This window comes from Micromonospora sp. NPDC049374 (assembly GCF_040677165.1).
In the GTDB taxonomy this organism is placed as follows: Bacteria; Actinomycetota; Actinomycetes; order Mycobacteriales; family Micromonosporaceae; genus Micromonospora.
In genome coordinates this window covers 32,419-56,283 of record NZ_JBFAQH010000025.1, presented here as the reverse complement: position 1 = coordinate 56,283, position 23,865 = coordinate 32,419, and the positions used below count along the sequence as shown (strand labels likewise).

General features: G+C 69.5%; 22 protein-coding genes. 13 read left to right on the top strand and 9 right to left on the bottom strand.

Going from position 1 to position 23,865, the window contains the following annotated elements:
- Positions 1 to 41 precede the first annotated feature (41 nt).
- The 3 genes from AB0J93_RS28335 to AB0J93_RS28325 are packed head-to-tail and all read left to right on the top strand — an operon-like array spanning position 42 to position 6,351.
- Positions 42 to 4,433, top strand: a complete 4,392-nt coding sequence (locus AB0J93_RS28335; RefSeq protein ID WP_363925394.1) for an FtsK/SpoIIIE domain-containing protein — start codon at positions 42 to 44, stop codon at positions 4,431 to 4,433.
- Positions 4,430 to 5,086, top strand: a complete 657-nt coding sequence (locus tag AB0J93_RS28330; protein WP_363925393.1) for a hypothetical protein — start codon at positions 4,430 to 4,432, stop codon at positions 5,084 to 5,086. The genes AB0J93_RS28335 and AB0J93_RS28330 overlap by 4 nt, the downstream gene beginning before the upstream one ends.
- Positions 5,062 to 6,351 (top strand): hypothetical protein, encoded by a 1,290-nt coding sequence (locus AB0J93_RS28325; RefSeq protein WP_363925392.1) that lies wholly within the window; start codon positions 5,062 to 5,064, stop codon positions 6,349 to 6,351. The genes AB0J93_RS28330 and AB0J93_RS28325 overlap by 25 nt, the downstream gene beginning before the upstream one ends.
- Positions 6,352 to 6,437: 86 nt before the next feature.
- Here the strand turns inward: AB0J93_RS28325 and AB0J93_RS28320 are convergent, their stop codons facing one another.
- Both AB0J93_RS28320 and AB0J93_RS28315 read right to left on the bottom strand, forming a co-directional pair.
- Positions 6,438 to 7,145 carry a VOC family protein gene (locus AB0J93_RS28320; RefSeq protein ID WP_363925391.1) on the bottom strand — a complete coding sequence of 236 codons (708 nt, stop codon included), beginning with the start codon at positions 7,143 to 7,145 and terminating at the stop codon, positions 6,438 to 6,440.
- Positions 7,146 to 7,180: 35 nt separating this feature from the next.
- On the bottom strand, positions 7,181 to 8,167 hold the full coding sequence (locus AB0J93_RS28315; protein ID WP_363925390.1) for a WYL domain-containing protein: 987 nt from the start codon (positions 8,165 to 8,167) through the stop codon (positions 7,181 to 7,183).
- Between AB0J93_RS28315 and AB0J93_RS28310 the strand changes: the two genes are divergently transcribed.
- Positions 8,141 to 9,187 carry an alpha/beta hydrolase gene (locus AB0J93_RS28310; RefSeq protein WP_363925389.1) on the top strand — a complete coding sequence of 349 codons (1,047 nt, stop codon included), beginning with the start codon at positions 8,141 to 8,143 and terminating at the stop codon, positions 9,185 to 9,187. The genes AB0J93_RS28315 and AB0J93_RS28310 overlap by 27 nt on opposite strands.
- Before the next feature lie 155 nt (positions 9,188 to 9,342).
- On the opposite strand, the gene AB0J93_RS28305 is transcribed toward AB0J93_RS28310, so the two are convergent.
- The 6 genes from AB0J93_RS28305 to AB0J93_RS28280 all read right to left on the bottom strand — a co-directional run bounded on the left by AB0J93_RS28305 (position 9,343) and on the right by AB0J93_RS28280 (position 13,682).
- Positions 9,343 to 9,738: a hypothetical protein gene (locus AB0J93_RS28305; RefSeq protein WP_363925388.1), complete on the bottom strand. Its 396-nt coding sequence runs from the start codon at positions 9,736 to 9,738 to the stop codon at positions 9,343 to 9,345.
- 130 nt (positions 9,739 to 9,868) lie between these two features.
- Positions 9,869 to 10,708 (bottom strand): SAM-dependent methyltransferase, encoded by an 840-nt coding sequence (locus AB0J93_RS28300; protein WP_363925387.1) that lies wholly within the window; start codon positions 10,706 to 10,708, stop codon positions 9,869 to 9,871.
- A gap of 313 nt (positions 10,709 to 11,021) precedes the next feature.
- Complete coding sequence (locus AB0J93_RS28295; RefSeq protein WP_363925386.1) at positions 11,022 to 11,378, bottom strand: VOC family protein; 357 nt, start codon at positions 11,376 to 11,378, stop codon at positions 11,022 to 11,024.
- Between the two features lie 67 nt (positions 11,379 to 11,445).
- Complete coding sequence (locus AB0J93_RS28290) at positions 11,446 to 12,267, bottom strand: alpha/beta hydrolase (RefSeq protein WP_363925385.1); 822 nt, start codon at positions 12,265 to 12,267, stop codon at positions 11,446 to 11,448.
- A 19-nt stretch (positions 12,268 to 12,286) separates the two neighbouring features.
- Positions 12,287 to 12,856, bottom strand: coding sequence for a DJ-1/PfpI family protein (locus AB0J93_RS28285; protein ID WP_363925384.1), 570 nt, complete (start codon positions 12,854 to 12,856; stop codon positions 12,287 to 12,289).
- A gap of 82 nt (positions 12,857 to 12,938) precedes the next feature.
- Positions 12,939 to 13,682 carry a GntR family transcriptional regulator gene (locus AB0J93_RS28280; protein ID WP_363925383.1) on the bottom strand — a complete coding sequence of 248 codons (744 nt, stop codon included), beginning with the start codon at positions 13,680 to 13,682 and terminating at the stop codon, positions 12,939 to 12,941.
- Between the two features lie 455 nt (positions 13,683 to 14,137).
- Between AB0J93_RS28280 and AB0J93_RS28275 the strand changes: the two genes are divergently transcribed.
- The 8 genes from AB0J93_RS28275 (at position 14,138) to AB0J93_RS28240 (ending at position 22,725) form a co-directional block, all read left to right on the top strand.
- On the top strand, positions 14,138 to 15,502 hold the full coding sequence (locus AB0J93_RS28275; RefSeq protein ID WP_363925382.1) for an extracellular solute-binding protein: 1,365 nt from the start codon (positions 14,138 to 14,140) through the stop codon (positions 15,500 to 15,502).
- A 101-nt stretch (positions 15,503 to 15,603) separates the two neighbouring features.
- Positions 15,604 to 16,449 carry a sugar ABC transporter permease gene (locus AB0J93_RS28270; RefSeq protein WP_363925381.1) on the top strand — a complete coding sequence of 282 codons (846 nt, stop codon included), beginning with the start codon at positions 15,604 to 15,606 and terminating at the stop codon, positions 16,447 to 16,449.
- Positions 16,449 to 17,360: a carbohydrate ABC transporter permease gene (locus AB0J93_RS28265; RefSeq protein ID WP_363925380.1), complete on the top strand. Its 912-nt coding sequence runs from the start codon at positions 16,449 to 16,451 to the stop codon at positions 17,358 to 17,360. The genes AB0J93_RS28270 and AB0J93_RS28265 overlap by 1 nt, the downstream gene beginning before the upstream one ends.
- Positions 17,360 to 18,427: an ATP-binding cassette domain-containing protein gene (locus AB0J93_RS28260; protein WP_363925379.1), complete on the top strand. Its 1,068-nt coding sequence runs from the start codon at positions 17,360 to 17,362 to the stop codon at positions 18,425 to 18,427. Before AB0J93_RS28265 ends, AB0J93_RS28260 begins: the two co-directional genes overlap by 1 nt.
- Positions 18,427 to 19,503: an ABC transporter ATP-binding protein gene (locus AB0J93_RS28255; protein ID WP_363925378.1), complete on the top strand. Its 1,077-nt coding sequence runs from the start codon at positions 18,427 to 18,429 to the stop codon at positions 19,501 to 19,503. The genes AB0J93_RS28260 and AB0J93_RS28255 overlap by 1 nt, the downstream gene beginning before the upstream one ends.
- 244 nt (positions 19,504 to 19,747) lie before the next feature.
- Positions 19,748 to 21,208: an NAD-dependent succinate-semialdehyde dehydrogenase gene (locus tag AB0J93_RS28250; protein ID WP_363925377.1), complete on the top strand. Its 1,461-nt coding sequence runs from the start codon at positions 19,748 to 19,750 to the stop codon at positions 21,206 to 21,208.
- 91 nt (positions 21,209 to 21,299) lie between these two features.
- Positions 21,300 to 21,482: a hypothetical protein gene (locus AB0J93_RS28245; protein ID WP_363925376.1), complete on the top strand. Its 183-nt coding sequence runs from the start codon at positions 21,300 to 21,302 to the stop codon at positions 21,480 to 21,482.
- On the top strand, positions 21,475 to 22,725 hold the full coding sequence (locus AB0J93_RS28240) for an iron-containing alcohol dehydrogenase (RefSeq protein WP_363925375.1): 1,251 nt from the start codon (positions 21,475 to 21,477) through the stop codon (positions 22,723 to 22,725). The genes AB0J93_RS28245 and AB0J93_RS28240 overlap by 8 nt, the downstream gene beginning before the upstream one ends.
- 50 nt (positions 22,726 to 22,775) lie before the next feature.
- Here AB0J93_RS28240 and AB0J93_RS28235 read toward each other — a convergent pair whose 3' ends face one another.
- Positions 22,776 to 23,216 carry a hypothetical protein gene (locus AB0J93_RS28235; RefSeq protein ID WP_363925374.1) on the bottom strand — a complete coding sequence of 147 codons (441 nt, stop codon included), beginning with the start codon at positions 23,214 to 23,216 and terminating at the stop codon, positions 22,776 to 22,778.
- A gap of 94 nt (positions 23,217 to 23,310) precedes the next feature.
- Between AB0J93_RS28235 and AB0J93_RS28230 the strand changes: the two genes are divergently transcribed.
- Entirely contained in the window at positions 23,311 to 23,814 is a 504-nt protein-coding gene (locus AB0J93_RS28230; protein WP_363925405.1) for a tetratricopeptide repeat protein, read from the top strand.
- Positions 23,815 to 23,865: the final 51 nt, after the last annotated feature.

The window sequence follows — 23,865 nt, the reverse complement described above, 5'->3', positions numbered from 1 at the left end:
CCGGCGGGAACCACCGGCATGCCCGGCGGCGAACCGTGGTCATGAGGCTCCGCGTCCGCATCGAAGAGCAGCAGCCGGTCCACGACCGGGCCGGCCCACGGGTCAGCACCCGTGACGTCTGTCTGGTCACGGCCGCCCCGGACGTCACCGTCGGTGAACTGCTCGACCAACTGGTCGGACCGCTCACCGCCCGGGTCGCAGCCGGTGAGCTGGCCATCGAGGCGGACGGCGTGGCAGTTCCCGGCGACACCCCGCTCGCGGACCTGCCGCTGTGGGCCGGTTCGGAGCTGAGCGTACGGCCGGCGGCACCGGCTCCGTCGGCCGACCGGCCGGTCGGCGGGCCCGCTGGGCGGCCCGTCGTCGAGCTGAGCCGGGTGGCCGGGCCCGACAGTGGCCAGACCATCGCACTCGACCACGGCACGTTCGCGATCGGACGCAGCCGACGGGCCGGATTGGGGTTCGGTACCGTCACCCGACCGCTGGTGCACATCGAGACCACCGACCAGCTGCGGGTCACCGCCACGGTCCCCGACGACAGCAGCACCGTACGGGTGGACGGACGGGACCTCACCGACGACGAATCCGACGCCGACCTGCACGACGGCACCTACCTACGGCTCGGCGACACGGCCTTCCGGGTGGCACCCCCGGCCGACCGGCCCACACCCCTACCGTGGCCCGCGCCGCCGACCGGCGAGGCTACGGGGGGCCGCGAGCCGCTGATCCGTACGCCGCGGGTGGCCACCACCGCGCCGGCCGAGCAGGTGCCTGTGCCGGCCGCGCCGGCACCCGTGTCCGTACCGGCGCCGTTGTCCTGGCTGCTGCTCATCGCGCCGCTGCCCATCGGCGTGGTGATGGCCTTCGTGTTCAGCCCGTTCTTCCTGGTCATGGTCGCGATGACGCCGTTGATGGCGCTGGCCCGCTGGGTCGAGTCCCGGCACCGCGCCAAGAAGGACACCATCCGGATGGCTCGGGAGTCGGCGGCGGCCGTACAGCGGTTCGGCGCCGACCTGGACGCCACCCGCACCGCGGTCGCCGCAGCGGCCCGCGCCGCCTATCCGGGGCTGGCCGGTCTGGTCCGCCGGGCGGTGTCGGGTCGAGGTCTGTGGGAGGTGCGCCCGGGCGACGCGGACGAGCTGCGGGTGGTCGTCGGCGTGGGCAGCCGACCCTGGCTTCCGGAGCTGGGCCGACGCGGCATTGAGGAGCTGGCGGGACGGCCGGAGCTGAGCGAAGCGCTCGCCGAACGGTCCCGGTTGCCGGACGTACCGGTGCACGTCCACCTGCGAGACCGCTCAGGACTGGGCGTCGTCGGCACCGGCACCGCCGCGCGCGACGTAGTCGCCGCGGTCGTGCTGGATCTGGTCACCCGACACGGACCGGCCGACCTGGCGCTTGCCCTGGTGGTGCAGCCCGACCGGCTGGCCGGGTGGGACTGGCTGAAGTGGCTGCCGCACCTCAGCGGTGACGACGGGGCCCTGCGGGTCGCCTCCGACCCGGCCACCACCGAACAGCTGCTCACGCGGCTGGCCGCCGACACCGCACCGCCGTCTCGCACCACACTCATGGTGGAGGGCGGGGCCAGCACGAGCGGAGCGGGCGCCACGCACACCGTCGTCGTGGTGGACGGCGATGACCTGTTGACCGGGCGCGTCGCATCGATGCTGGGCCGGCTCGCCCGCGGCAGCGGCCGAACGCTTGTGGTGAGCGGGCGTACGGAACGACTGCCTTCGGTGTGCCAGTGCTTCCTCGAACTGGCGCCGGACGGCACCGCCGACCTGACCGACGCCGTCACCGGCGAGCGGACGTCGGGCCTGCTCGCCGTGCGGGCCGCCGAGCAGGTGTGCGGGCCGGCTTCGCGCGCACTGGCCCGCTGGACCGACCCGGAGCAGGCCGTCGCGGCGGCCCTGCTACCGGTCCACGCCCGCCTGGTGGACCTGCTGCGGACCGTGTTGTCCAGCCCCACCGGGCTGGGACGGCCGGTCGAGGAACTCGACCCGCTGTCGATCGGTGAATGGTGGCGACGCGGAATCTCCGGCATGCAGGCCACCATCGGGATGACCGAACACGGCCCGTTGACCGTGGACCTGCACAGCGACGGACCGCATGGTCTGGTGGTGGGCACCACCGGCGCGGGCAAGAGCGAGTTCCTGCGCACGGTGGTGGCGTCGCTGGCGTGCGCGCACTCGCCGGACGCGCTCACCTTCCTGCTCGTGGACTTCAAGGGCGGCGGCGCCTTCGATGCCTGCGCCGCCCTGCCGCACACCGTCGGGCTGGTCACCGATCTCGACGAACACCTGGCAGCGCGGGCACTGCGCTGCCTGCGGGCCGAGTTGCGGCACCGGGAACGACGCCTGCGGGAAGCCGGTGTCAGCGACATCGACGACCTGGTGGCCCCCGACCCGCCGCTGCCCCGGCTGCTCATCGTGATCGACGAGTTCGCCACCCTCGCGGTGGAACTGCCCGGCTTTCTCGGCGCGCTTGTCGACGTGGCGCAGCGGGGCCGCAGTCTCGGCATCCACCTGCTGCTCGCGACGCAGCGACCACAAGGGGTGGTGGACGGCAAGATCCGGGCGAACACGAACCTGCGGGTGGCGTTGCGGGTCCAGGACGAGGCGGACTCCCGTGACGTGCTGGGCACCCGGCAGGCGGCCGACATCGACCGGCGCAGGCCCGGCCGCGCCTACGTCCGGCTCGGCGCCGCCGAGGTGGTCGGGGTGCAGACCGCGTTGGTGTCCGCGGCCACCCGACGAGGACAGCGCGAACGAATCGAGGTGACACCGTTCGCGCTGCTGGCCGATCAGGAGACGGACGTGCGGGAGGACCAGCCGGAAGGCGTACCGACAGATCTTGAGAGGCTGGTGACCGTGATGGCGGAGGCCGCCGAGCGGGATGGTTACCCCCGGCCGCGGGTGCCCTGCCCGCCGCCGCTGCCGCAGGAGGTCGACGCCTGGAGCCTGGCGGCCGACATCGACGCCGCAACCGATGGTCCTCCCCCGGTACCGCTCGGCCTCGTGGACCTGCCCGACGAGCAGCGCTCCGACGTGTGGTGCTGGGCACCGGAGGCGGGCGGGACGTTGGTGCTCGGCGCCGACGCGGCCGCCACCGGCGCGGCGCTCGCCACCGCCTGCCTCGCACTTGCCCGCCACCGCGCCCCCGACCGGCAGAGGATCTTCGTGCTGGAGGGCCTCGGCACCGGCCTGGGGGCGCTGGCCGGTCTGCCGCACGTGAGCGCGGCGGTCGGCGTCGACGACAGTGAGCGGCTCGCCCGGGTACTCGACCAGGTGGATGCCGAGATCGCCCACCGGCGCGTGAGCCGGACCGCAGGGCCCGACGTCCTGCTCGTCGTGGCCGGCTGGGATGCGCTGATCGAAGGGGCCGAACGGGCCGGCGTCGGTGAGGTCGGCGCACGACTGGAACGTCTGCTGCGCGACGGCGCACCCGTCGGGGTCCGGCTGCTCATCTCGGCGTCGCACGACCGCGGCGTACCCGGCCGGGTACTCGCCCAACTGCCCACGAAGCTGTGTCTGCGCCTGGCGGACGCCAACTCGTACACGGGGCTGGGTCTGCGGGCCCGGGACGTGCCCGAGCTGACCGGCCTGCGGGCCATCGACCTCCAGACCCGGCGCGAGATCCAGATCGGGCGGCACTGCGACGCGCGGCCGGGAGCGCTCGCCGACGCGGTGGCCCGGGTCGCCGCCGACTACCCGGATGCGGTTCCCGCGCCCACCGTCACGGTGCTGCCCGAACTGGTGCCCGCTGGTGAGGTGCTGTCCTCGTCCGCAGCGACCGGACCGGTCTGGAAGCTCGGAATCGGTCGGCACTACCGCGACCTCAGCGTCGCCACGCTCGCGCTCGGTCCGGGCATGCACGCGGTGGTGGCAGGCCCCGCCGGCAGCGGCCGCACGGGTGCGCTGCGCCTGCTCGCCGCCGCCGCCCGCGCCAGCGCACCCGACGCCCGCGTGCTCGTGGTGGCCGCCGACCCGGACGCCTGGACCGGTACCCAGGGCACCGAGGTGGCCGGCTCCTTCAGTGGGTTGACCAGTCAGTCGACCACGGGACGGGCACTTCTGCTGGTCGACGGAATCGAGTCGCTGCCCGACGCCGGGCCGGCCCTGGACCGGCTCCTGCCGGGCCTGCCGGCCGGCGTCCACGTTGTCGTCGCCGGCCGGACCGACGCCTTCCGCGGCATGCAACCGTGGCAGCGGGCGGTGACCATGTCGCGCACCGGGCTGCTGCTGCGCCCGGCACCGGACGACGGCGAGGTGCTCCGGGTCCGGCTGCCCCGCGAGGCCCCGCCCCGGCCGCTGCCGGGACGCGGCTATCTGGTGGAGGCCGGCGGGTTGGCCCAGGTCCAGGTCGCGTTCCTGGCCCAGCCACCACCGGGCGCACGGCTGGCCATGCCGGTCGGGGTGTTCGCAGGGGAGGCACGATGAACAGTCAGTCGGCGTACGGCGTAGGGGTCTGCCTGAGCACACACGGTGTCGTGGTCGCGGTGGTCCGCGACAACCCGATACGGCTGGCCGCGGTCGCCGAAGTCACCGGCAATCTGGCAGGGGCGAAGCCCCTGTCGCGGCGGCTGGCACGCGCACGGCGGCAACTCGGCCTACCCCGCTGGTGCTCGGTATCCATTGTGGATCGCCTCGGCGGGCCGGGCGAGCCCGGTGACCACGGCGGTCGGCGCGGGCAGCACGGTTCGGACGGGCCGACGACGTCGCGGCCGGAGTTCGCCGCCCTGCTCGCCCGCGCGGGATTCCTGCCGACTGCGCTACTGGTGCCGGCGCAGCTCACCCACCTGCGAAACAACGTCGATCTGGGTGTCGGTGTGGCCGTCGATCCACGGCTCACCGAGGCGATGGCGGACGAGGCACCCGGATGGGCGGCGGCTGCGGCACTCAGCGCGTTCCCGCGTCACAGCATCGCCGGCGGTGGGGATCGATCTGCGGGTGCTGACGATTCTGGCAGTGATGTCCGACAATGGGAAAGCCGCACAGCGGAGACCGGATGGGCCGTACAGCGCGTGCGCGCGTCCGGTGAGCGCGAGCAGCAAACGGAGGAGACGCCATGCGTATCCCGACGAAAGGCGTGAAGGTCACCGTCGCCACCGGCGAGCCGCGACCCATGTCACCGGTGACCCGCTGGCTCATCATCGGGCTGGCCTGGGTCCTCGCCTCCGCGACCGTGCTGGTCGGCTCGCGGTACGCGGTGAACGCCTGGGTCGGCGACCCTGGCGCCGTCCCAGCGACCGCACTGGACGCCCGCTCGTTCGGCGACGCCTCGGCACCTCCCGCCGGCCGGGCCGTTGCCGGCTCCACCCGCCTGACCCCGGTTAAGCCACAGGTGCTGCTCGACTCGCGTAAGGTCGGCGCGCTGCCCGCCGGCGTGGACGTGACGGTGCCGGTGCCCGAGACGGCCGCCGGCACCAGTGCTGTGCTGGTCGAGGTCTCGATCCTGGCCGCGAAGGGCCCCGGCGAGGTCACCGTCGGTCAGGGCACCGACCGGACGACCGTGTTGCGAGTGCCGAAGGCCGGCGTGCAGACGTCCGCCACCGTGGTGGCTCACCTGGCCCCCGACGGCGACCTGCGGGCCAGCGCCACCGGCGGCGGCGATCTGCTGATCCGACTGGTCGGCGTCTTCGAGCCGGCGGACCGGTCCGACGCCGGCCGCATCGTGGCGGTGCCGCCCGCCCGGGTGGTGACTCTCGTGCCCAGGACCGACGGGAAGAAGGCCAGCGTCGCGCTCGCCGAGGTCCGGCAACTCGCCGACGCAGGCCCGATCTCGGCGGTGATCCTGCGGGTCACCGCCGACGTCGGGTCCAATGGCGGGCTTGTCTCCGCCGGGACGCGCGCCGGTGATCTGAACCAGACCGTCTACTGGTCGGCCACCAGCGGCAGCGACCGCACCCGCAGCGGGCTCATGGTCATTCCGATAAGTAACGGGTCGGTTCACCTACGGTACGAAGCGGGCACGGAGATGCGAGCGGACCTGGTCGGCTACGTCACCGGCACCGGCGCGCCCGAATCCGGCGAAGGACTGGTGGTCCCCGTTCCGCCACACACCCCCGAGCCGGTACGCGCCACCGAACGGTCCGATGCCGAGATCACCCTGGGCACCACGGAAACGCTCGCGAACGTGCCGGTGGACCGCATCGCGGCGGCGCTGCTGACCGTCACCGCCACCGGTGACGCCGAGGGCAGTGTCAAGGTTGGCGGCAAACCGACCCTGACCGCCTCGAAGGGTGCCGCACGCTCGGCGCTGACTCTCGTCGAGACGCCACAAGCGCGGGTACGAGTCCAAAGCGCCGTGGCCGCCACCGTGACCGTCACACCACACGCCCTGCTGCTGACCGGCTGACCAGGCTCGGGGCCTGCCACAGCGCACCTGGCATGAAGAGCCGCAAACTGATCAGCGGCCAGAATCGCGAGGGCGACACGCGCGACTCAATCCTTCTTCGCAGCGGACACGTCGACGCAGACGATTCCCTTGTTGCCGTCCTGGTCGGCGATCACGGTGAGCGAGGGCGCGTTGCTGTCATCGACGACGGTCCCGCCCGCGGCGAGGGCGGCGGCGATCCGCTGCTCGGCCACCTCGGGCGCCACATAGACCTCGATGTGGAACCGCTGACGTGGGGTCTCGTGCTCGTCGGCGTCCCCGAACCAGAGGTTCGGTACCCGACCCGTTGCGTCCCTGATCTCGTCGCTGGGAGACCCGCGACCCTGGGACTCGGCGCTCCCGGTCAGGAGGGCGGCCCACACTGGTGCGATGGTCGCGGAGCGCGCCGTGTCGAGGCCGAGCTCGATGTCGCTGACCGAGGCCGGGTCGGCGTTGACCTTGTGGTCGGCGGCGATCTCGGTGATCCGGCGCGCGAGGTCGACGTCCTGCTGAGTCACCCATTCGACGACATGCTCGGTGCCCTCGTCGTCGCGGAAGATGGCGTCGTCGCTTACCAACTTGAGGTCGACGTACCCATTGCCGATCGACACGCGCGGGTGGTGGCCGAGCGCGTCGCCCGCCTCGCCCACCGCGGCGACGAACCGTGCGCCGGTGCCGAAGTCGTCAACCAGGTAGCGGGCATGCAGTCCCTGGGCCAGCTTGCGCCAATCAGTCAGGTTGGCCTCGGCGATCTGTTCACCCCTCAGCATGTCCATGAACCGGGACCCTATGGCTGATTCAGTCCGCAGCGCTAGCGCAACGAATTGAGGCACGCACCAGAGACGTCCGCTCGACGGTGCTGCCGGTCTCGGCCGTACCGCTCGACGAGCGCGTCGCCGATCGAGGCTAGGTGGTCTCGCACACCCGCAGGGCCGGTCACCTCGATCCAGTCGATCAGCCCGGCAAGCTCGCCAGCGAGTTTGTATTCGTCGTTGCCGCGGATCACGACCTCGATACGGCCGTCGGTCGTGGCGCCTCCCACTTCGAGCCGATCGCCGAACCCCATCCGGAGCACGCCTATCCCCTGGGTCGCGCACACCGCCCGGACTTCGAGCGGCATTCGTTTGCGCTCGACCTCGTCGGCGATCGCGCGCCAGCTCTCGGCAAGGTCGAAGTCCTCGGGCCGGTGCACGGGGTCGCAGGTCGGTTCGGCGGACGACACGCGGTCGATCCGGAAGGTCCGCCGACCGGCCTCGGTGTTGGCGACGACGTACCACGACGGGCCTTTGGCGACGATGCCCAGCGGGTGCACGATTCGTTCGGTTTCGGTGCCCTCGCGGTCGACGTAGCCGAGCCGGACCTGGACACCGCGGATCACCGCGTCCTGGAGCGCGTCGAGGAAGCGCGGCGGTCGGGGCTCGACCCGGCTCGCCCCCCATCGCTGCGGGTCCATCACGAGCGACGACGCTGCCGCCTCGGCTTGCGCCTGGAAGGGTTCCGGTAGGGCGTGGACGAGCTTGCGCAGCGCCGCTTTGACGGCCGGCGTCGCAGCCGAGACCGGGCCGGCGACCAGGAAAAGGGCGCGGGCCTCACCCGCGGTCAACCCGGACAGGTCGGTACGGGCACCGCCCACGAGACGCCAGCCGCCGCCTCGGCCCTGCACGGAGTACACCGGGACCCCGGCCATACCCAGTGCGTCGAGGTCACGGCGGGCGGTGCGCTCGGAGATCTCCAACTCCCGGGCGACCTCCGCTGCTGTCACCTGCTCGCGATGTTGCAGCAGCAGGAGGATGGCCATCAACCGGTCGGCTCGCACTCCGACAACACTTCCACAAAAACCGGTCAGGAGGTGACCGGTATGGGTCGGCAGGATGCCGGCATGACAACAGATTTTCCCGAGCCCACCCGCATTCCGGTGAACGGTGTGGAACTCGAAGTCTTCGAAGCCGGCCGGCAGAACGCGAGGAACCCCATCGTGCTCTGTCACGGCTGGCCGGAGCACGCCTTCTCCTGGCGCCATCAGATGCCCGCCCTCGCGGCAGCGGGCTACCACGTCATCGTCCCGAACCAGCGGGGTTACGGCAACTCGTCCCGCCCGACCGAAGTGACCGACTACGACATCGCCCACCTGTCTGGTGACCTCGTCGCACTGCTCGATCACTACGGATACGACGATGCCACCTTCGTTGGTCATGACTGGGGCGCAGCCGTCGTCTGGGGCCTGACCCTGTTGCACCCGAACCGTGTCCGCAAGGTGATCAACCTGAGCCTGCCGTACCTCGAGCGCGGGGACAAGCCATGGATCGAGTTCATGGAGGAGGTGCTCGGTAGCGACTTCTACTTCGTCCACTTCAACCGGCAGCCGGGCGTCGCGGACGCCGTGTTCGAGGAGAACACGTTCCAGTTCCTTCGGAACATGTACCGCAAGGACGTGCCCCTCGCGGAGCCGCAGCCGGGCTGCGCCTTGATCAACCTCGCCAGAATGGAAACCCCACCCGGTGAGCCCATCATGAGCGACAACGAACTGGCCGTCTTCGTCTCCGCCTTCGAATCAACAGGCTTCACGGGCAGTTTGAATTGGTACAGAAACCTGGACCGCAACTGGCGCCTGCTGGCGGACGTGAACCCGATCATCCGACAGCCCACCCTCATGATCTACGGCGACCGCGATACGGTCGCGAGGTCCGAAAGACTGACAGAATTCGTGCCGAATGTGGAAGTGGTCAGTCTGGACTGCGGTCATTGGATCCAACAGGAGAAGCCCCACGAAACGAACCAGGCGATCCTCAAGTGGCTGGACCAGCGGGATGCCGCCTAGCGCTGCAGCAGGAGATCCGCTTCACGGTCCGCTGAGGGTTTGCGGACTGTAGTCGCTGGTCATGCCCCCTGCCCTGCGGGTTGGTGGCAGCCGCCACCAACCCGCAGGAAGCGCAGCTCCGCAAGCTCGGCGTCGGCCGCTGCCTCCGAGCCGTCTCAATCGGAGCGCAGCGTCGACCATAGACCGAATGCGCTGAGCATGAAGAGGACCAGACCTCCGCCGGCTGGCAGCAGCAACCAGGGGTCCGGCTCCCAGGCGGAGGTGGCGCTTGGCCCCGCCACCTTGACCCCGATCGTGCCGACGGGCCGGTCGTAGAGCAAGGGGCGGATGTCCACCCGGTCGATGTGGACGCTGCCGTCGTCTGCGGTGAAGGGACCCGAACAGGCCCAGCCGTTCCGCTTGCCGCCAGACTCGAAGTGGCAGTCACTGACCGTGACGTGCCCTGGCACCCCAGCGACGAACGCGTAGCCTCGCTCAGCCCCCATCACCATGAGGACCACCCCGAAGACCAGTACAAAGCCGCCGTAGGCGGCGGGCGGTAGACCCCGCACCGCATGCCTCCTGACGCGACTACCGACGAACCGATCGATGCCCGCAGGGTACTGACATCGATCGAACCTGCACTTTTCCTTGCCGCATCAACTGTTCGAGATGGACACCAGTCAGCGTCGTCGCGACGGTCTACGGTTTGCGGGCAAGTAGTCCGACGAAGGTGTGGTAGGTGTCGGTCTGTTTCGGCGCGGACGTACCCGGATCCGGGCGCCACTCGGCCAGCGGCACCAGCCCCGGCTCCAGCACCGTAAGCCCATCGGCGAAGGAGAGGATCTCCTCGTCGGTACGCCAGCGGCCGGTGCCCAGCGACTCGTTGAAGACTCGCTCGACCTCACGGGCCTTACGGGAGCCTTCCGGATCCCGCTCCCCCGGATCACGGAAGTGCGAGATCGCCACGTAACTGCCCGCCGGCAGCGCGTCGATCAACTCTGCCGACACCGCTCGCGGCTCCTCGTCGTCACCGAGGTGGTGCAGGATCGCGAAAAGCAACAACCCGACCGGCCGGCCGAAGTCGAGAAACCGGCGGACGTCCGGATCATCGAGAATCTCCTGCGGACGCCGGACGTCAGCCTGAATCACCGTCGCCGTGCCCTCCGCGGAGAGCAGAGCCCGGCCGTGCGTCAGGACGATCGGGTCGTTGTCCACATACACCACCCGGGCGCTCGGGTTGTGCTCGGAGGCAACCTCGTGCACATTGCCCTGGGTAGGCAGTCCCGACCCGATGTCGAGGAACTGATCGATGCCGGCCTCGGTCACGAGGTATCGGATCACCCGGCGCAGGAAGGCGCGGTTCGCCTGGCCGGCGGCCGGCCCGTCCGGAGTGATCCGCAGGGCGTGCTCGGCGACCTTCCGGTCGACCTCGAAGTTGTCCTTACCGCCCAGGAAGTAGTCGTAGACCCGGGCCACGCTGGGAACGGTGAGGTCGATTCCGGGGGGTGCGGCCTTGTCGCGGCTCAATGGCATCTCCATCCGACTCTGATCACCTCACCGGGTTCTGCGGGCAGTCCCGGACTTTTTCAGGGAGTGTAGCGATCGGACAGGGTGCATTGTCGCCCCGCTGGTATCGCTCCCAGCGGATCGGCCCCGCGACCAGGAAGCACGCCGAACGGCGGTGACAGGCGTGTCGGGCCGAGCAGAATGGGCCGGGACGCCACCGAGTGCGCGGACCCGGTCAGCCCAGCAGTGTGCGGACCCGCGGTGAGAATCAGGAACGTGGGTTCGCGCAACAGAGTCTCCACACACGGCAATACAACGGCTGCGAAGGCATGCCAGTGGTCCACCGTCAGCCGTAGTACTGGACCAGGCAGAACTCGTGATCCTCCGGGTCGGCCATCACGACAACCACGCCCTCGTCGTAGTCGTGCCGTTCGCCGGTGAACCGGCCACCGAGATCGACGACCAGGGCCATAGCCTCGTCGATCTGGTCGACGGAGATGTCGAGGTGAATCCGCACCTTGCCGGTGCTGGCCTCCGACACCGGCTGGAACACCAGCCGTGGCTGAGGGTCACCTCGTTCACCGAGGTAAACCCAACCCTCCTGCGACGGACCGGGCTCGCGACCGAGCAGGCCGCTCCAGAATCGGGCTACCCGCTCGGGGTCAAGGCAGTCAATCGTCACACCGGACCAGACGTTCGCCATCTACCGATCCTGACTGAGCTTCCGCCACTTGACACCATCCGCCTCACGTCAGACCTGCCGTCGCAATTCAGTGACAGCGGTCCCCGCCGAGGAAGCTCGACAGCAGTTGCTTGAACTCGTGCGGGTGCTCGATCGCCGGCACGTGCCCGCATCGGCCGAGCACGTGCAGACGGACATCGGCCAGGTGTTCGAGTAAGGGCCGGGTTGCCGTCTCGATCGGGGTGACCCGGTCCTCGGCGCCGTGCACGAGCAGCACGGGCGCGCGGACCGCGGCCAGTGTTTGCGCCGATAGGGTGAGATCGTCTACCCATCGTGCCCTCGGTGGAGGGAACAACGACGCGTAGGCGGCCGCCCCCGCTCGCATCGCAGTCGCACGGGCGTCGACGGCCGAGTCGGTCACGAGCGCTTGGTCGAGGAAGAGGCGGCTCAGCATGTCTCGTGCTCCGAGAGGGCCGGCGGGGGCGGCCCAGACCGCGTCGAGATCGGCGGACAGCGGCGCTCCGGGGGCACCCATCGTCGAGACCGCCACGACCCGGGTGACCTGCCGGGGACGCGCGGCCGCCAACGCCAGCGCCACGGCACCGCCCATGGAGTGACCCACCACGGCGTAGTCGTCGATACCGAGAGCATCCATCAGGCCCGCGGCCTGCTCCGACCAAAGCCGGAGCCCACCGGCGGAGCCCTCCGGGACCGGTGTACGGCCGAACCCCGCCTGGTCAGGAGCCACCAGGTGCCAGGACGTGCCCAGCACCTGCGCGGTCGTTGCCCAGGCGCCGGACCCGGTCGTGCCGGGCCCGGAGCCGTGCAGCATCAGCACCGCCGGCCCGGTGCCGCCCTCCAGGACGTGGACGGGGGAGCCGTCGACTGTGACAGTCCGAAGTGTCGTCACCGGGGCGGGCCAGGTGTGCTCATGCCGATGAGGGGTCGACGGACTTCGAGAAGAGCTCCATCATCGCCCTGCCGAACTGCGGCATGTCGGGCCACCCCCGGCAGGAGACGAGGTTGCCGTCCACGACGTCGGGAGCGTCGATTACCGTCGCGCCCGCGTTCTCCATGTCACCGGTGATGGGTGGGAAGCAGGCCGTCTTTCGACCCTTCAGTAGTCCGTACACCGCTGGTACCTGCGCACCGTGGCACACCAGTGCGACGGGGAGGTTGCGCGCGAAGAAGTGCTCGGTGATGCGCCTGACGTCGGCGTTGACCCGGATCCACTCGGGGGCACGTCCCCCGGGGATGATGAGGGCGTCATAGCGCTCGACGTCGACCTCCGCCCACGGCACGTCGACCGGCAGCTTCCGGCCGTTCTTCTCCACGTAGGCGTCGGAGTTGGGGTCGAACTCGTGGATGACCAGTTGCACGTCACGCTTCGTCAGTGACGAGACGTCGACGTCCCAGCCGCCCTCCTGCACGCGGTAGTAGGGATACATGGTGTCGAGTTCCTCGGCGGCGTCGCCGGTCAGGAGCAGCGCTCTGGGCACCTGCTTCTCCTCGCATCTGGGGGCGGGTAGGGAGATCCAATCCGATCCGATTTGGTTAGCATTCCCGGGCCCAGCCCGCCCGTCAAGCCTCCGCCGCCACTGCGTCCGCGCCCTTGGCCTCGTCGAACAATCGCCGGAAACGCTCGCCGGACCGCAGGATGTGCCGACGCATCGCGTACGCGGCGGCGTCGGGGTCACGCGCGGCGATCGCGGCCACGATCTCCTCGTGCTCGGCCATGGCCAGGTGGGTGACCTGCGTGTCGTGGTGCAGCCGGAAGAGGTGCACGTGGCTGTGCAGGCGCGCGAGCGCTTCACGGATGACCTGGTTCTCCGCGCTCAGGGCGACGAGATCGTGAAAAGCGGCGTCGCGCAGACCGAAGGCGCCGTAGGCCGTCGGCCCCGCGCCCCCCTCCAGCTCCGCCATCTCCTCCAGCATTCCGCGCAGACCGGCCACCTGCTCCAGGGATGCGCGTTCGGCGGATCTGCGCGCCGCCGCCGGCTCGAGGAGCAGGCGGACCTCGAGCATGTCCTCGAATCGCTGACGGGTGATTTGAGGGGGGATGCGGTAGCCGGCATGGGGCACCCGCACGACCAGGCCCTCGGCCTCCATGCGGTTCAGGGCGTCTCGGATCGGCGTCTGCGAGACCCCTAGCTCTCGCGCCAGGACGTCGATCGTGACGCGGGAGCCAGGCTCGATCCGTAGCGACATCAACTGTCCGAGCAGCGTGTCGTACACCTCGTCGGCAAGCCGACCGCCAGATCTTCCCGGCGACGTTCCGCCCGTCACGGCCCTACGGCCCCGCGCGATCATCGCATCGTCGTCCATCGTGACGTGAGGTCCCTTCTTACGTGTTCGCGAACCTGTTGACATCAGTCACAACTCTGCGACATGCTGACGCCCCCGCAGGATCGTATAGGAAAAGCGGCGGATGCCCGCCATCCTGCACCGTCGAGGAACCGCCCGCGATCGCTCTACCTCGATCACCTGGAGCTCCCATGAGCATGCTCGACGTCCTGCTCGCTTCGTCACCGGGCCGCAGATAGGCCGAAGGACTCCTCGCCGGGATGGAGATCCAGTACATCGCGGCGTGACGCCGGCCCGCGGGTCGGCCCCCGCGACAGCCCGGCAACACGCCTGAACAACCCAGCAACTGCTCGTGCAAAGCACATAGCGAGGTTCTAGAAGCCCCCACCCAGAAAGCAGGCGATAAGATGCGGTACCCACAGCGAAGAGGACGATCGTCCGTTCCCGGCCGGAAGGTGCAGCTGGCGACGGCGGCCATGCTGCTGGTGGCCACGACCATGGCGGCTTGCGGCGATGGCCAGGACGACGGCGGGACGGCGAGCGCCCCCAAGGCGCCGGCGACCATCCCGGAGCTCACCACGGACCCGCTGACCCTCAGCTTCATCTGGTTCGACTGGCCGCCCGCCCAGGCGCTGGAAGCCTTCGCGAACGCGGAGTACAAGAAGGAACGGCCGAACGCGACGATCAAGGTCAACACCGTGCCGAACGCGAACTGGCACGACGCGATGTTCACCCAGTTCGCCGCGCGCAAGACCGACTTCGACATCGCGATCCTGGACTCGCAACACATCGGCGAGGCCGTGACGAACGGCAACATCCTCGACATCACCGACTTCGTCAAGAGCAACATCGACGTCAATGCCTACAACCCGTACCTCCTCGCGGCCTACGGCCAGTTCCCCCAGGCGGAGACCGGCAAGCGCGACGAGAACGCCAGCCTGTACGGACTGCCGCTACTCGGCGACACCTGGACGATGATCTACCGCAAGGACCTGATCGGCGACACGCCACCGCAGACCTGGGACGAGATGATCTCAGTCGCCGAGAAGTGCCAGGCGGATAACCCTGGCGTCAGCGGCCTGGCTTTCCACCAGGCCAACGGCTCCGACGCCGCGGCCGTAACCTACAACACGGTCAACGGCGTCTACGGCGGCAACCTCTGGGACGCCAAGACGCGCAAGATCGAGGGCGTCCTCAACGACGCCGCCGGCCAGGAGGCGATGGACGTCCTGGTCAACAAGATGAAGCCGCTGACCGCCAAGGGCTCCGGCAACTGGTTCATCGACGAGGTGAACGCGGCGGTCGCCCAGGGCAAGGCATGCATCGCGTTCAACTGGATCGCCGCCAGCGGCGGCCTGCTCGATCCGAAGCAGTCGACGCTCGGCACCACTCGGGAGCAGATTCTCGACAAGCTGGGTTTTGCCACCCTGCCGAGCCAGAAGACCAACCTGGTCCCGCTCGGCGGTATGGGGATGCACGTGTCGGCCTACTCCCCCGAGGCGAACCAGGCTGAGGCCCTGAACTTCATGAAGTGGTTCGAGCAGGCCGACATCCAGAAGAAGTGGGCCGCAGCTGGTGGCGTGCCAGCGCGGACGGACGCCCTGGAGTCGCCCGAGTTCCTCAACGCCGGGCCCTTCAACCAGGTGTACGCCGACTCGGTGCCGCGGATGCGGGACATGTGGAACGTGCCCGAGTACGCACGCCTCGTCGACATCGAGAACACCAACGTGAACGCGGCTCTCAACGGCGCGAAGAGCCCGAAGGATGCGCTCGACGACATCGCCAAGGAGCAGCAGGCCGTGCTCGACTCCAGCAACCGCAGGGGCGGCGGCGGACTGTGAGTGACCCCGTACCTCTGACGACCGAACACCCCGGGCAGGTGGCGTCTGCGGCGCCACCTGCACCGGGTCGGTCCCGTCGGCTGAGCGACCGCGGGCTCGCCGTGGCCTTCATCTCCCCCGCGCTGCTGTTGTTGCTCGCCATGTCGGTGTTCCCGTTGTTGTGGGCGTTGTACCTGTCTTTCACCGACTACTCGGCCACCCGCGGCGGGCCCGCCCGATTCGTCGGGTTCGGGAACTACACCGCCATCCTGACGTCGGCGCAGGTCCACCAGCGGGCCCTGACGACGTTGATCTACGTGGTCGGCGCGGTCACCCTGCAGACCGTGCTCGGTTTCGCCATCGCCTACCTGATCTCCCGGCGCACGCACGGGCGGGGACTGCTGACCACTCTGTTCCTGGTGCCGATGATGCTGTCGCCGGTCGTGGTCGGGCTGTTCTGGCGATTCATGCTCGACGCGCAATTCGGCGTGATCAACAGCATGCTCGGCTCGATCGGCCTGGGGCAGGTGGAGTGGCTCACCCGGCAGCGAACGGCACTGCTTTCCCTGATCGTGGTCGACACCTGGCAATGGACGCCGTTCATCATGCTCATCGCACTTGCCGGCCTTACCGCAGTTCCCAAGTACCTGTACGAGGCCGCCTCGATCGACCGGGCGTCCGAGTGGTTCCGGTTCCGCACCATCACTCTTCCGCTGGTGTGGCCGCTACTGCTCATTGCCGTGCTGTTCAGGGCCATCGAGGCCTTCCGGCTGTTCGACCTCGTCTACATCCTCACCAACGGAGGCCCGGGCGTCTCCACCGAGACGCTGTCGTTCCACGTCTACAAGGTCGCGTTCCTGGGCTTCAACACCGGAACCGCCTCGGCGTACGGAATCCTCATGGTCCTCGTCGTCATCGTCCTCACGCAGCTCTACCTGCGCTACCTGAACAAGCTCAAGGAGGGCTGATGGCCGTCTCCGTCGACGAGACCGTGTCCACAGGTCCCGCCCCGGATCGCACGCCCCCCAGGCGCCGCCTCGGCGGCCGGGGCCGCTCCGTGCTGGAAGTCGCGCTGCTGACCGTGCTGGCCGTCGTGATGCTCTTCCCGGTGCTGTGGATGATCGAGACGTCCATCAAGGAGAACCGGGACGTCTACGCCGTCCCGGCCGAGTTCTTCGGCTTCACGGTCACCATGGATCACTTCAAGGACGTGTTCGTCGCCCCCGACGGCGGTCGCTCGGCCTTGTCCGTGGCGTTCCTCAACTCCGCCGTGGTCGCCGGGGTCTCCACGCTGCTGGCCACCGTCCTGGGTGTCCCGGCGGCCTGGGCCTACTCACGCTTCGCCGTCAAGGCCAAGAAGGACCAACTGTTCTTCATCCTGTCCACCCGCTTCATGCCGCCCGTGGTGGTGGTGATCCCGATCTTCCTCATGTACCGCCAGGTCGGACTCATCGACAGCAAGCTCGGTCTGATCCTCATCTACACCGCGTTCAACGTCCCGTTCACGATCTGGATGATGAAAGGGTTCGTCGACGAGGTGCCCGCGGAGTACGAGGACGCCGCCATGCTCGACGGCTACACCCGGTTGCAGGCGTTCCGGCGATTCACCCTTCCCCTGCTCGTGCCCGGCATCGCCGCGACGGCGGTCTTCGCTCTCATCTTCTCCTGGAACGAGTTCGTGTTCGCCATCTTCCTCACCTCAAGCGACAGCGTGCGGACCGCCCCACCCGCCATCGCCGGCCTCATCGGTGGCACCACGACGGACTGGGGTCTGGTGGCCGCCGCCTCCGTGGTGTTCGCCCTACCGGTGCTCGTCTTCGCCTACCTGGTGCGCAAGCACCTCGTCGCCGGTGTGACGCTCGGGGCGGTGCGACGCTGATGGCGGGCATCGAGGTGACCGCCCTGCACAAGCGCTACCCGGACGGGACGGTCGCAGTCGACCACGTGGACCTGTCCATCGGCGACGGTGAGCTGTTCGTGATGCTCGGTCCGTCGGGTTGCGGCAAGACGACCACGCTGCGGGCCATAGCCGGCCTGGAGAGGCAGACGACCGGCGACATCCGCATCGGCGACACGCTTGTCAACGACCTGCCGCCCGCCGAACGCGACATCGCCATGGTGTTCCAGTTCTACGCTCTCTACCCGCATCTGAGAACCCGCGACAACCTGGCGTTCCCCCTGCGGGCCGAGGGACTGCCCAAGCCGGAGGTGCGCCAGCGGGTCGACGAGGCCGCCCGGCTGATGCGGCTCGGTCCGCTGCTCGACCGGCGACCGCGCCAGCTGTCCGGCGGGGAGCAGCAACGCGTCGCGCTTGCTCGCGCCCTGGTGCGACGACCGCGCGCATTCCTCATGGACGAACCTCTCACCAATCTGGACGCGGAGCTGAGGGCGGACATGCGCACGGAGATCAAGCACCTGCAGGGTGAGCTGGGAACGACAATGGTCTACGTCACCCACGACCAGGTCGAGGCGATGTCGCTCGGTCACCGAATCGCCATCCTCAACAAGGGCCGGGTCGAGCAGATCGGCACGCCGCTGGAAGTCTACGACCGTCCGGCGAGTCTCTTCTGTGCCGCGTTCATCGGCTCCCCGCCGATGAACCTGATCGAGGTGGAGGTGGCCGACGGGAAGCTGCGCGGTCAGGGCGGACTGGCCCTCACGCCACCGCCGGGCCTGCCGCGCGACCGTCGCCTGGTCGCCGGCGTCCGGCCGGAGGCACTGGAAGTCACCGAACCAGGGGCGGACCGTTCGGTCCCGGCCCGCGTGGTCTCGGCCGAGTGGCTCGGCGACGAGATCATCTACGTGGTCGACCACGGCGACCAGCACGACGTCCGGGTGCGGATGCCACCGACCGTCCGTTTCGCCGCCGACGCACCGGTCGGGCTACGGCACACCGGCGCAGCCCCGGCGGTATACGACGTGAGCACGGAAGAACTGGTGGCCTGATGGGGACCGTGGCAGTGCAGGGGCTGTGCAAGTCCTTCGGCAAGGTTCAGGCCCTGGACGGGGTGACGCTGGACGTGCCGGACGGCTCGTTCTTCGTCGTGCTCGGGCCCTCCGGGGCAGGCAAGACGACGACCCTACGAGCGATCGCCGGCCTGGAGAAGCTTGACGCCGGGTCGGTGCACCTCGACGGCAGGGACGCGACCGGTGACGCCCCGGCCGCGCGCGACCTGGCCATGGTCTTCCAGAACTACGCCCTCTACCCGCGACACACGGCGTACGAGAACATCGCCTCGCCGCTGCGGGCACGCCGTTGTTCGTCAAGCGAGATCACCGCTGCCGTCGAGCGGATGTCGAACCTGCTGCACATCGAGCGTCTGCTGCAGCGTCGTCCCGCGCAGTTGTCGGGCGGTGAGATGCAGCGCGTCGCCCTGGCCCGGGCGCTGGTCCGTCGGCCGCGCGCGTTTCTCATGGACGAGCCGCTGACAAACCTCGACCTCAAGCTCCGCGTCGAGATGCGCACCGAGCTCACCCGCATCCACCGCAGCCTCGGAGCAACCTTCCTCTACGTGACCAACGACCAGGTCGAGGCCTTGTCCATGGCCGACCAGGTCGCGGTCCTCAAGGAGGGGAAGGTGCAACAGGTCGGCACGCCGACCGAGGTGTACGAGCGTCCCGCCAACCAGTGGGTCGCAGGATTCGTCGGGAGCCCACCGATCAGCCTGCTCCCCTGCCACGCCGAGGGAGATCGTCTGATCGGTGCACAGGGCTGGACGCTGCCGCGGCCCCGCTGGACGACGGCTGAGGACGGTCGTGCGCTGCTGCTGGGCCTGCGCGCGGAGGACCTGTCCGTCGAGCAGCGTGGGCACGCGTCGTTGTCGGGGGAACTCTACGGGCTTGAGCCGCTCGGTGACCGAACGGTGGTCGACGTCCGAGTGGGGACCGAGATCCTCAAGGTCAAGGCACGACCCACCGTCACCGGCACGCCGGGCGAGCGGCTGGTTGTCACGGTCGACCTGGACCGTGCGCACTTGTTCGATGCGGACACCGGACTGTCGCTGTCCGAGGCTGGACGGTAACCGCGCCGGGCGGCGACGGCACCATGCGTCCGCACGCGGCAATCGCACCTCGACCGACCGCTGAGCCGGCCGTGGCCCGAGACGGCGATCGGTGGCGCGGGTTGTCGGCCGGCAGACCGGGCCACTGCCACATTCGACCCGCTCGCCACCCTCGCCTCCGACGAGGGCGGGTGACCCGTCCGTCCACGCACACAACGCGATCGCTGAGGCACGCCACACCAGGGAAATCACAGGAGGCGACGCAATGAGTGACCCGATGAAGGTCCTGGCCCCCGAGCACCGGCGGCTCCGGATCGGCGACGCCTGGCGCGACGCCGCAAGCGGAGCCACCTTCGCCGTCGAGGACCCGGCCACCGGCAAGACCATCGCCGAGGTGGCGGACGCCGACGTCGTCGACGGGCTTGCCGCGCTGGACGTGGCGAGCAAGGCAATGGCGCAGTGGGCGGCGACCCCGCCACGGAAACGGTCAGAGTTGTTGACCGCGACGTACCGGGCATTGACCGAGCGATCCGAGGAGATCGCCCGACTGATAACGCTCGAGATGGGCAAGCCGCTCGCCGAGGCTCGGGCAGAGGTGGGCTACGGCGCCGAGTTCTTCCGCTGGTTCGCCGAGGAGGCGGTGCGCGTCGAGGGGCGCTACAGCACCGCTCCCGCAGGTGGATACCGCATCCTCACCGTGCCGAAGCCGGTCGGACCGTGCGTCTTCGTGACGCCCTGGAACTTTCCGTTGGCCATGGGTGCCCGCAAGATCGCTCCTGCGCTGGCTGCGGGCTGCACGACGATCACCAAGCCGGCAGCCCAGACGCCACTGACCATGCTGTTCCTGGCCCGCATCATGGAGGAGGTCGGCGTCCCCCCGGGCGTCGTCAACGTGGTGACCACCAAGCGTGCCGGCGAGGTGGTCTCAGCACTGCTCGCCGACAGTCGGACCCGCAAGCTTTCGTTCACCGGGTCGACCGAGGTCGGGCGCGTGCTGCTCCGACAGGCCGCGGACAACGTGCTGCGCACCTCCATGGAACTGGGCGGCAACGCCGCCTTGATCGTGTGTGCCGACGCGGACCTGGACGTCGCGCTCGACGGCGCCATGGTGGCCAAGATGCGCAACATCGGGCAGTCCTGCATCGCGGCCAACCGGATCTACGTCGAGGAGCCGGTGCGCGAGGAGTTCACGGCGCGCTTCGTCGAACGGATGGGCGCGCTCTCGGTGGGCCATGGTCTCGACGACGGCGTGGACGTCGGAGCGTTGATCGACAACACGGCGGTCACCACGATCGACGAGCTGGTCACCGACGCTGTCGATCGCGGCGCCCGGGTCCTGGTGGGCGGCGAGCGTCCGGACGGATCGGGCCACTTCTACCCGCCCACGGTCCTCGTCGACGTGCCCGACGACGCGCGGATGCTCAGGGCGGAGATCTTCGGCCCGGTCGCGCCGATCATCTCGTTCACGTCCGACGACGAGGTGATGGCGAAGGCCAACGACACCGAGCACGGCCTGGTCGGATACTTCTTCACCCGTGACCTCCAGCGGGCGCTGCGGTTCGCCGAGGGGCTCGACACGGGGATGATCGGCATCAACCGTGGTCTGATATCGGACCCGTCAGCTCCGTTCGGAGGCGTGAAGCAGTCCGGGTTCGGCAAGGAGGGGTCACACGAGGGCATCCTCGAGTACCTCGACCTCACCTACGCGGCGATCGACCTACCGTGACCGGCCTGCTGCTCCGGGCGTACGCCGGAAAGCACCGCGCCCTGTGCGGACGCGACCTGGCCGGTCTCCACCCGGCGGACGGAGCCGGGCCATGACCGGCCCGCGGGCACCCGGGACGCCGGCCACTACGCCGGCCTGCACACCGCCGCCGGGCGGGCGCGCCGACGCCATCCGGGCGGCCACCCTCGCCGACGCCGTCCCGGTCTCGCAGGTGGCCGGGACGTACGCCACGCACATCGCCGCCGACGTTCCGGAGAGGCACCGACATGCTTGAGACCGTCCGCGGACCACGCCAGCTGATAGTGGGCGAAGGGGTCGCCCAGAACATCCCACGAGTGGTGGCCGAGAGTGGCTCGCGAGTCCTCATCCTGACCGACCAGGTTCTCCTGGGGCAGCCGGGCGTGGCCGAGATCGTGGCCGCCGTGCGGGAGAAGGTCGCCGTCGTCGAGGTGTTCGCCGACGCGACTCCAGACGTGCCACTCGCCGATGTCGCCCTGGCCGTCTCGGTGGCTGCGGAGGTGGACGCCGACGTGATCCTCGCCATCGGGGGTGGCACGGTGATCGACCTCGCCAAGATCGTCGGCGTCATCCGGCGTCACGGTGGTACGCCGCGCGACTTCTACGGCGAGTCGAAGGTGCCGGGGCCGACAATTCCTCTCGTCGCGGTCCCGACGACGTCGGGCACCGGCTCCGAACTCACCCCCGTCTCGGTGTTGACCGACCCGGACCGTGAGCTGAAGGTGGGGGTCTCCAGCGTCCACATCGTGCCCGACTTCGCCATCGTCGACCCCGAACTCACCTACACCTGCCCTCCGACCGTCACCGCCCACTCCGGCATCGACGCGTTCTGCCACGCGGTGGAGAGCTACACGGCGCGACCTCGGGCCCACGGACCGCGCGACCCGGTGGAGCAGGTGTTCCTCGGCCGCAACCCGATCACCGACCACTACGCGCTGCTGGCGGCGGAGCGGATCGCCCGTAGCCTGCGTCGTGCGGTCAGGGACGGCGGCGACACGGACGCGCGGGCGGACATGTCCTACGGGTCCATGCTCGCCGGGCTCGCCTTTTCCCACGCGGGCAACGCGGCCCCGCACGCCCTCCAGTACCCCATCGGCGCAGCCACGCACACGCCGCACGGCCTGGGCGTCGGGCTGCTGCTGCCCTACGCGCTGGACGCGGCCAGGGATGCCATCGGCGACCGGTTGGCGATCCTCGCCGGGGTGTGCGGGCTCGACGTGACCGATGCCTCGGATGCCGAGGCCGCAGACACGTTCCTCACCTGGCTCGACGGGCTCCTTGCCGACATCGGCATCCCGCCCACCTTGGCCGACATCGGCGTGGCCCGCGCCGACCTCCCGCGCTTCGCGGAGATGGCCAGTGGCGTCACCCGCCTGATCCAGAACCATCCGGGCCCGACCGACACCGCAAGCCTGACCGCGATCCTCGAAGCGGCCTGGACCGGGGATCGGACCCGACACGTCCTGACTCCGAGCGGAGATACCCCGCCAACCGGGTAATTGGACGTCGTCGCCGGCTGGATCGCCGAAACTCGAACCGAACGCCTCCGTCAGCGCCGGTGGACATCCGGGAAAGCGGCGATGGCCGTCTGCAGGTCGGTCAAGGGTCCGCCGTCGATCGGCGGGCGGGCCGCCAGCAACTGTTCGGTGCCGCGCCAGACCGCCATCGCGTAGTCGGCCTCGGAGGCATGGCAGAGCAGCCTGCCGGCGGGCGTGCTCAGCTGGAGTCCATGACGGCGGGTACGGCGCACGGCGAAACTCCACGCGCTGGCGGCGCCGGTGAACACATAGCTGGCGTCCCGGCCCGCCACCAGGGTCGCGACGCCGTTGAGCATGTCCGCGGCAGCGAGATACACCATCAACAACCCGCGAGACCCGAGCTGGCGGGAACTGTGGGCTCCACCCTCCCAGCGCAGGCTGACGTGTCCCAACTCGAACCCGGTGACCTGTGTTGGCGCGTCACCGGGTGCGTCGAACTCCACGACGATCACACCAACATGATCACACGCCCGGCCCACGGGCCCAGCTTTCGAACAGTGGCGGACGCCCGGTTACAGACCCGCGACCTCGTGGGGTGCGTTCACCATCGCGACAATCGGTTGGGCGTACGCGCAACTCGGCCAGTACGGGCCGGCGCTCGAACACTGCCGACGGGCATTGGTACTGCTGCGCCGAACCGACGACCGGCACGGCGAGGCGAACACCTGGGACAGTCTCGGCTACATCTACGACCGTCTCGGTCGCCACCGTCGAGCCGTCCGGTGTTACCACCGGGCGCTGCGCCTGTTCGTGCAGATCGGTGACCGGTACGACGAGGCGGAGAGCCTGATCCGGCTCGGTGCCAGCCGACGCTCGTCGGGCGACCGGGCGGGTGCCGTGCACACCTGGCAGCGGGCCCTGCGCATCCTTGACGGCCTCGGTCATCCCGACGCGGATTGCGTCCGCGAACAGCTCGTCCGCATCACCCGGGGCGGGCGACACGAGCGGGTGACGAGCAGAAGAGGGCGTCCGATCGGTCGTAGCTCAACGCGACGCAGGCGGTGGGACCAGCGACCGCCAGACGCGCCACGGCGTCCGGGATCGACGTGAGCAGTGCGTCTTCGATGGTCCGGCACGGCGTACGACATTTTCTGAGACTTA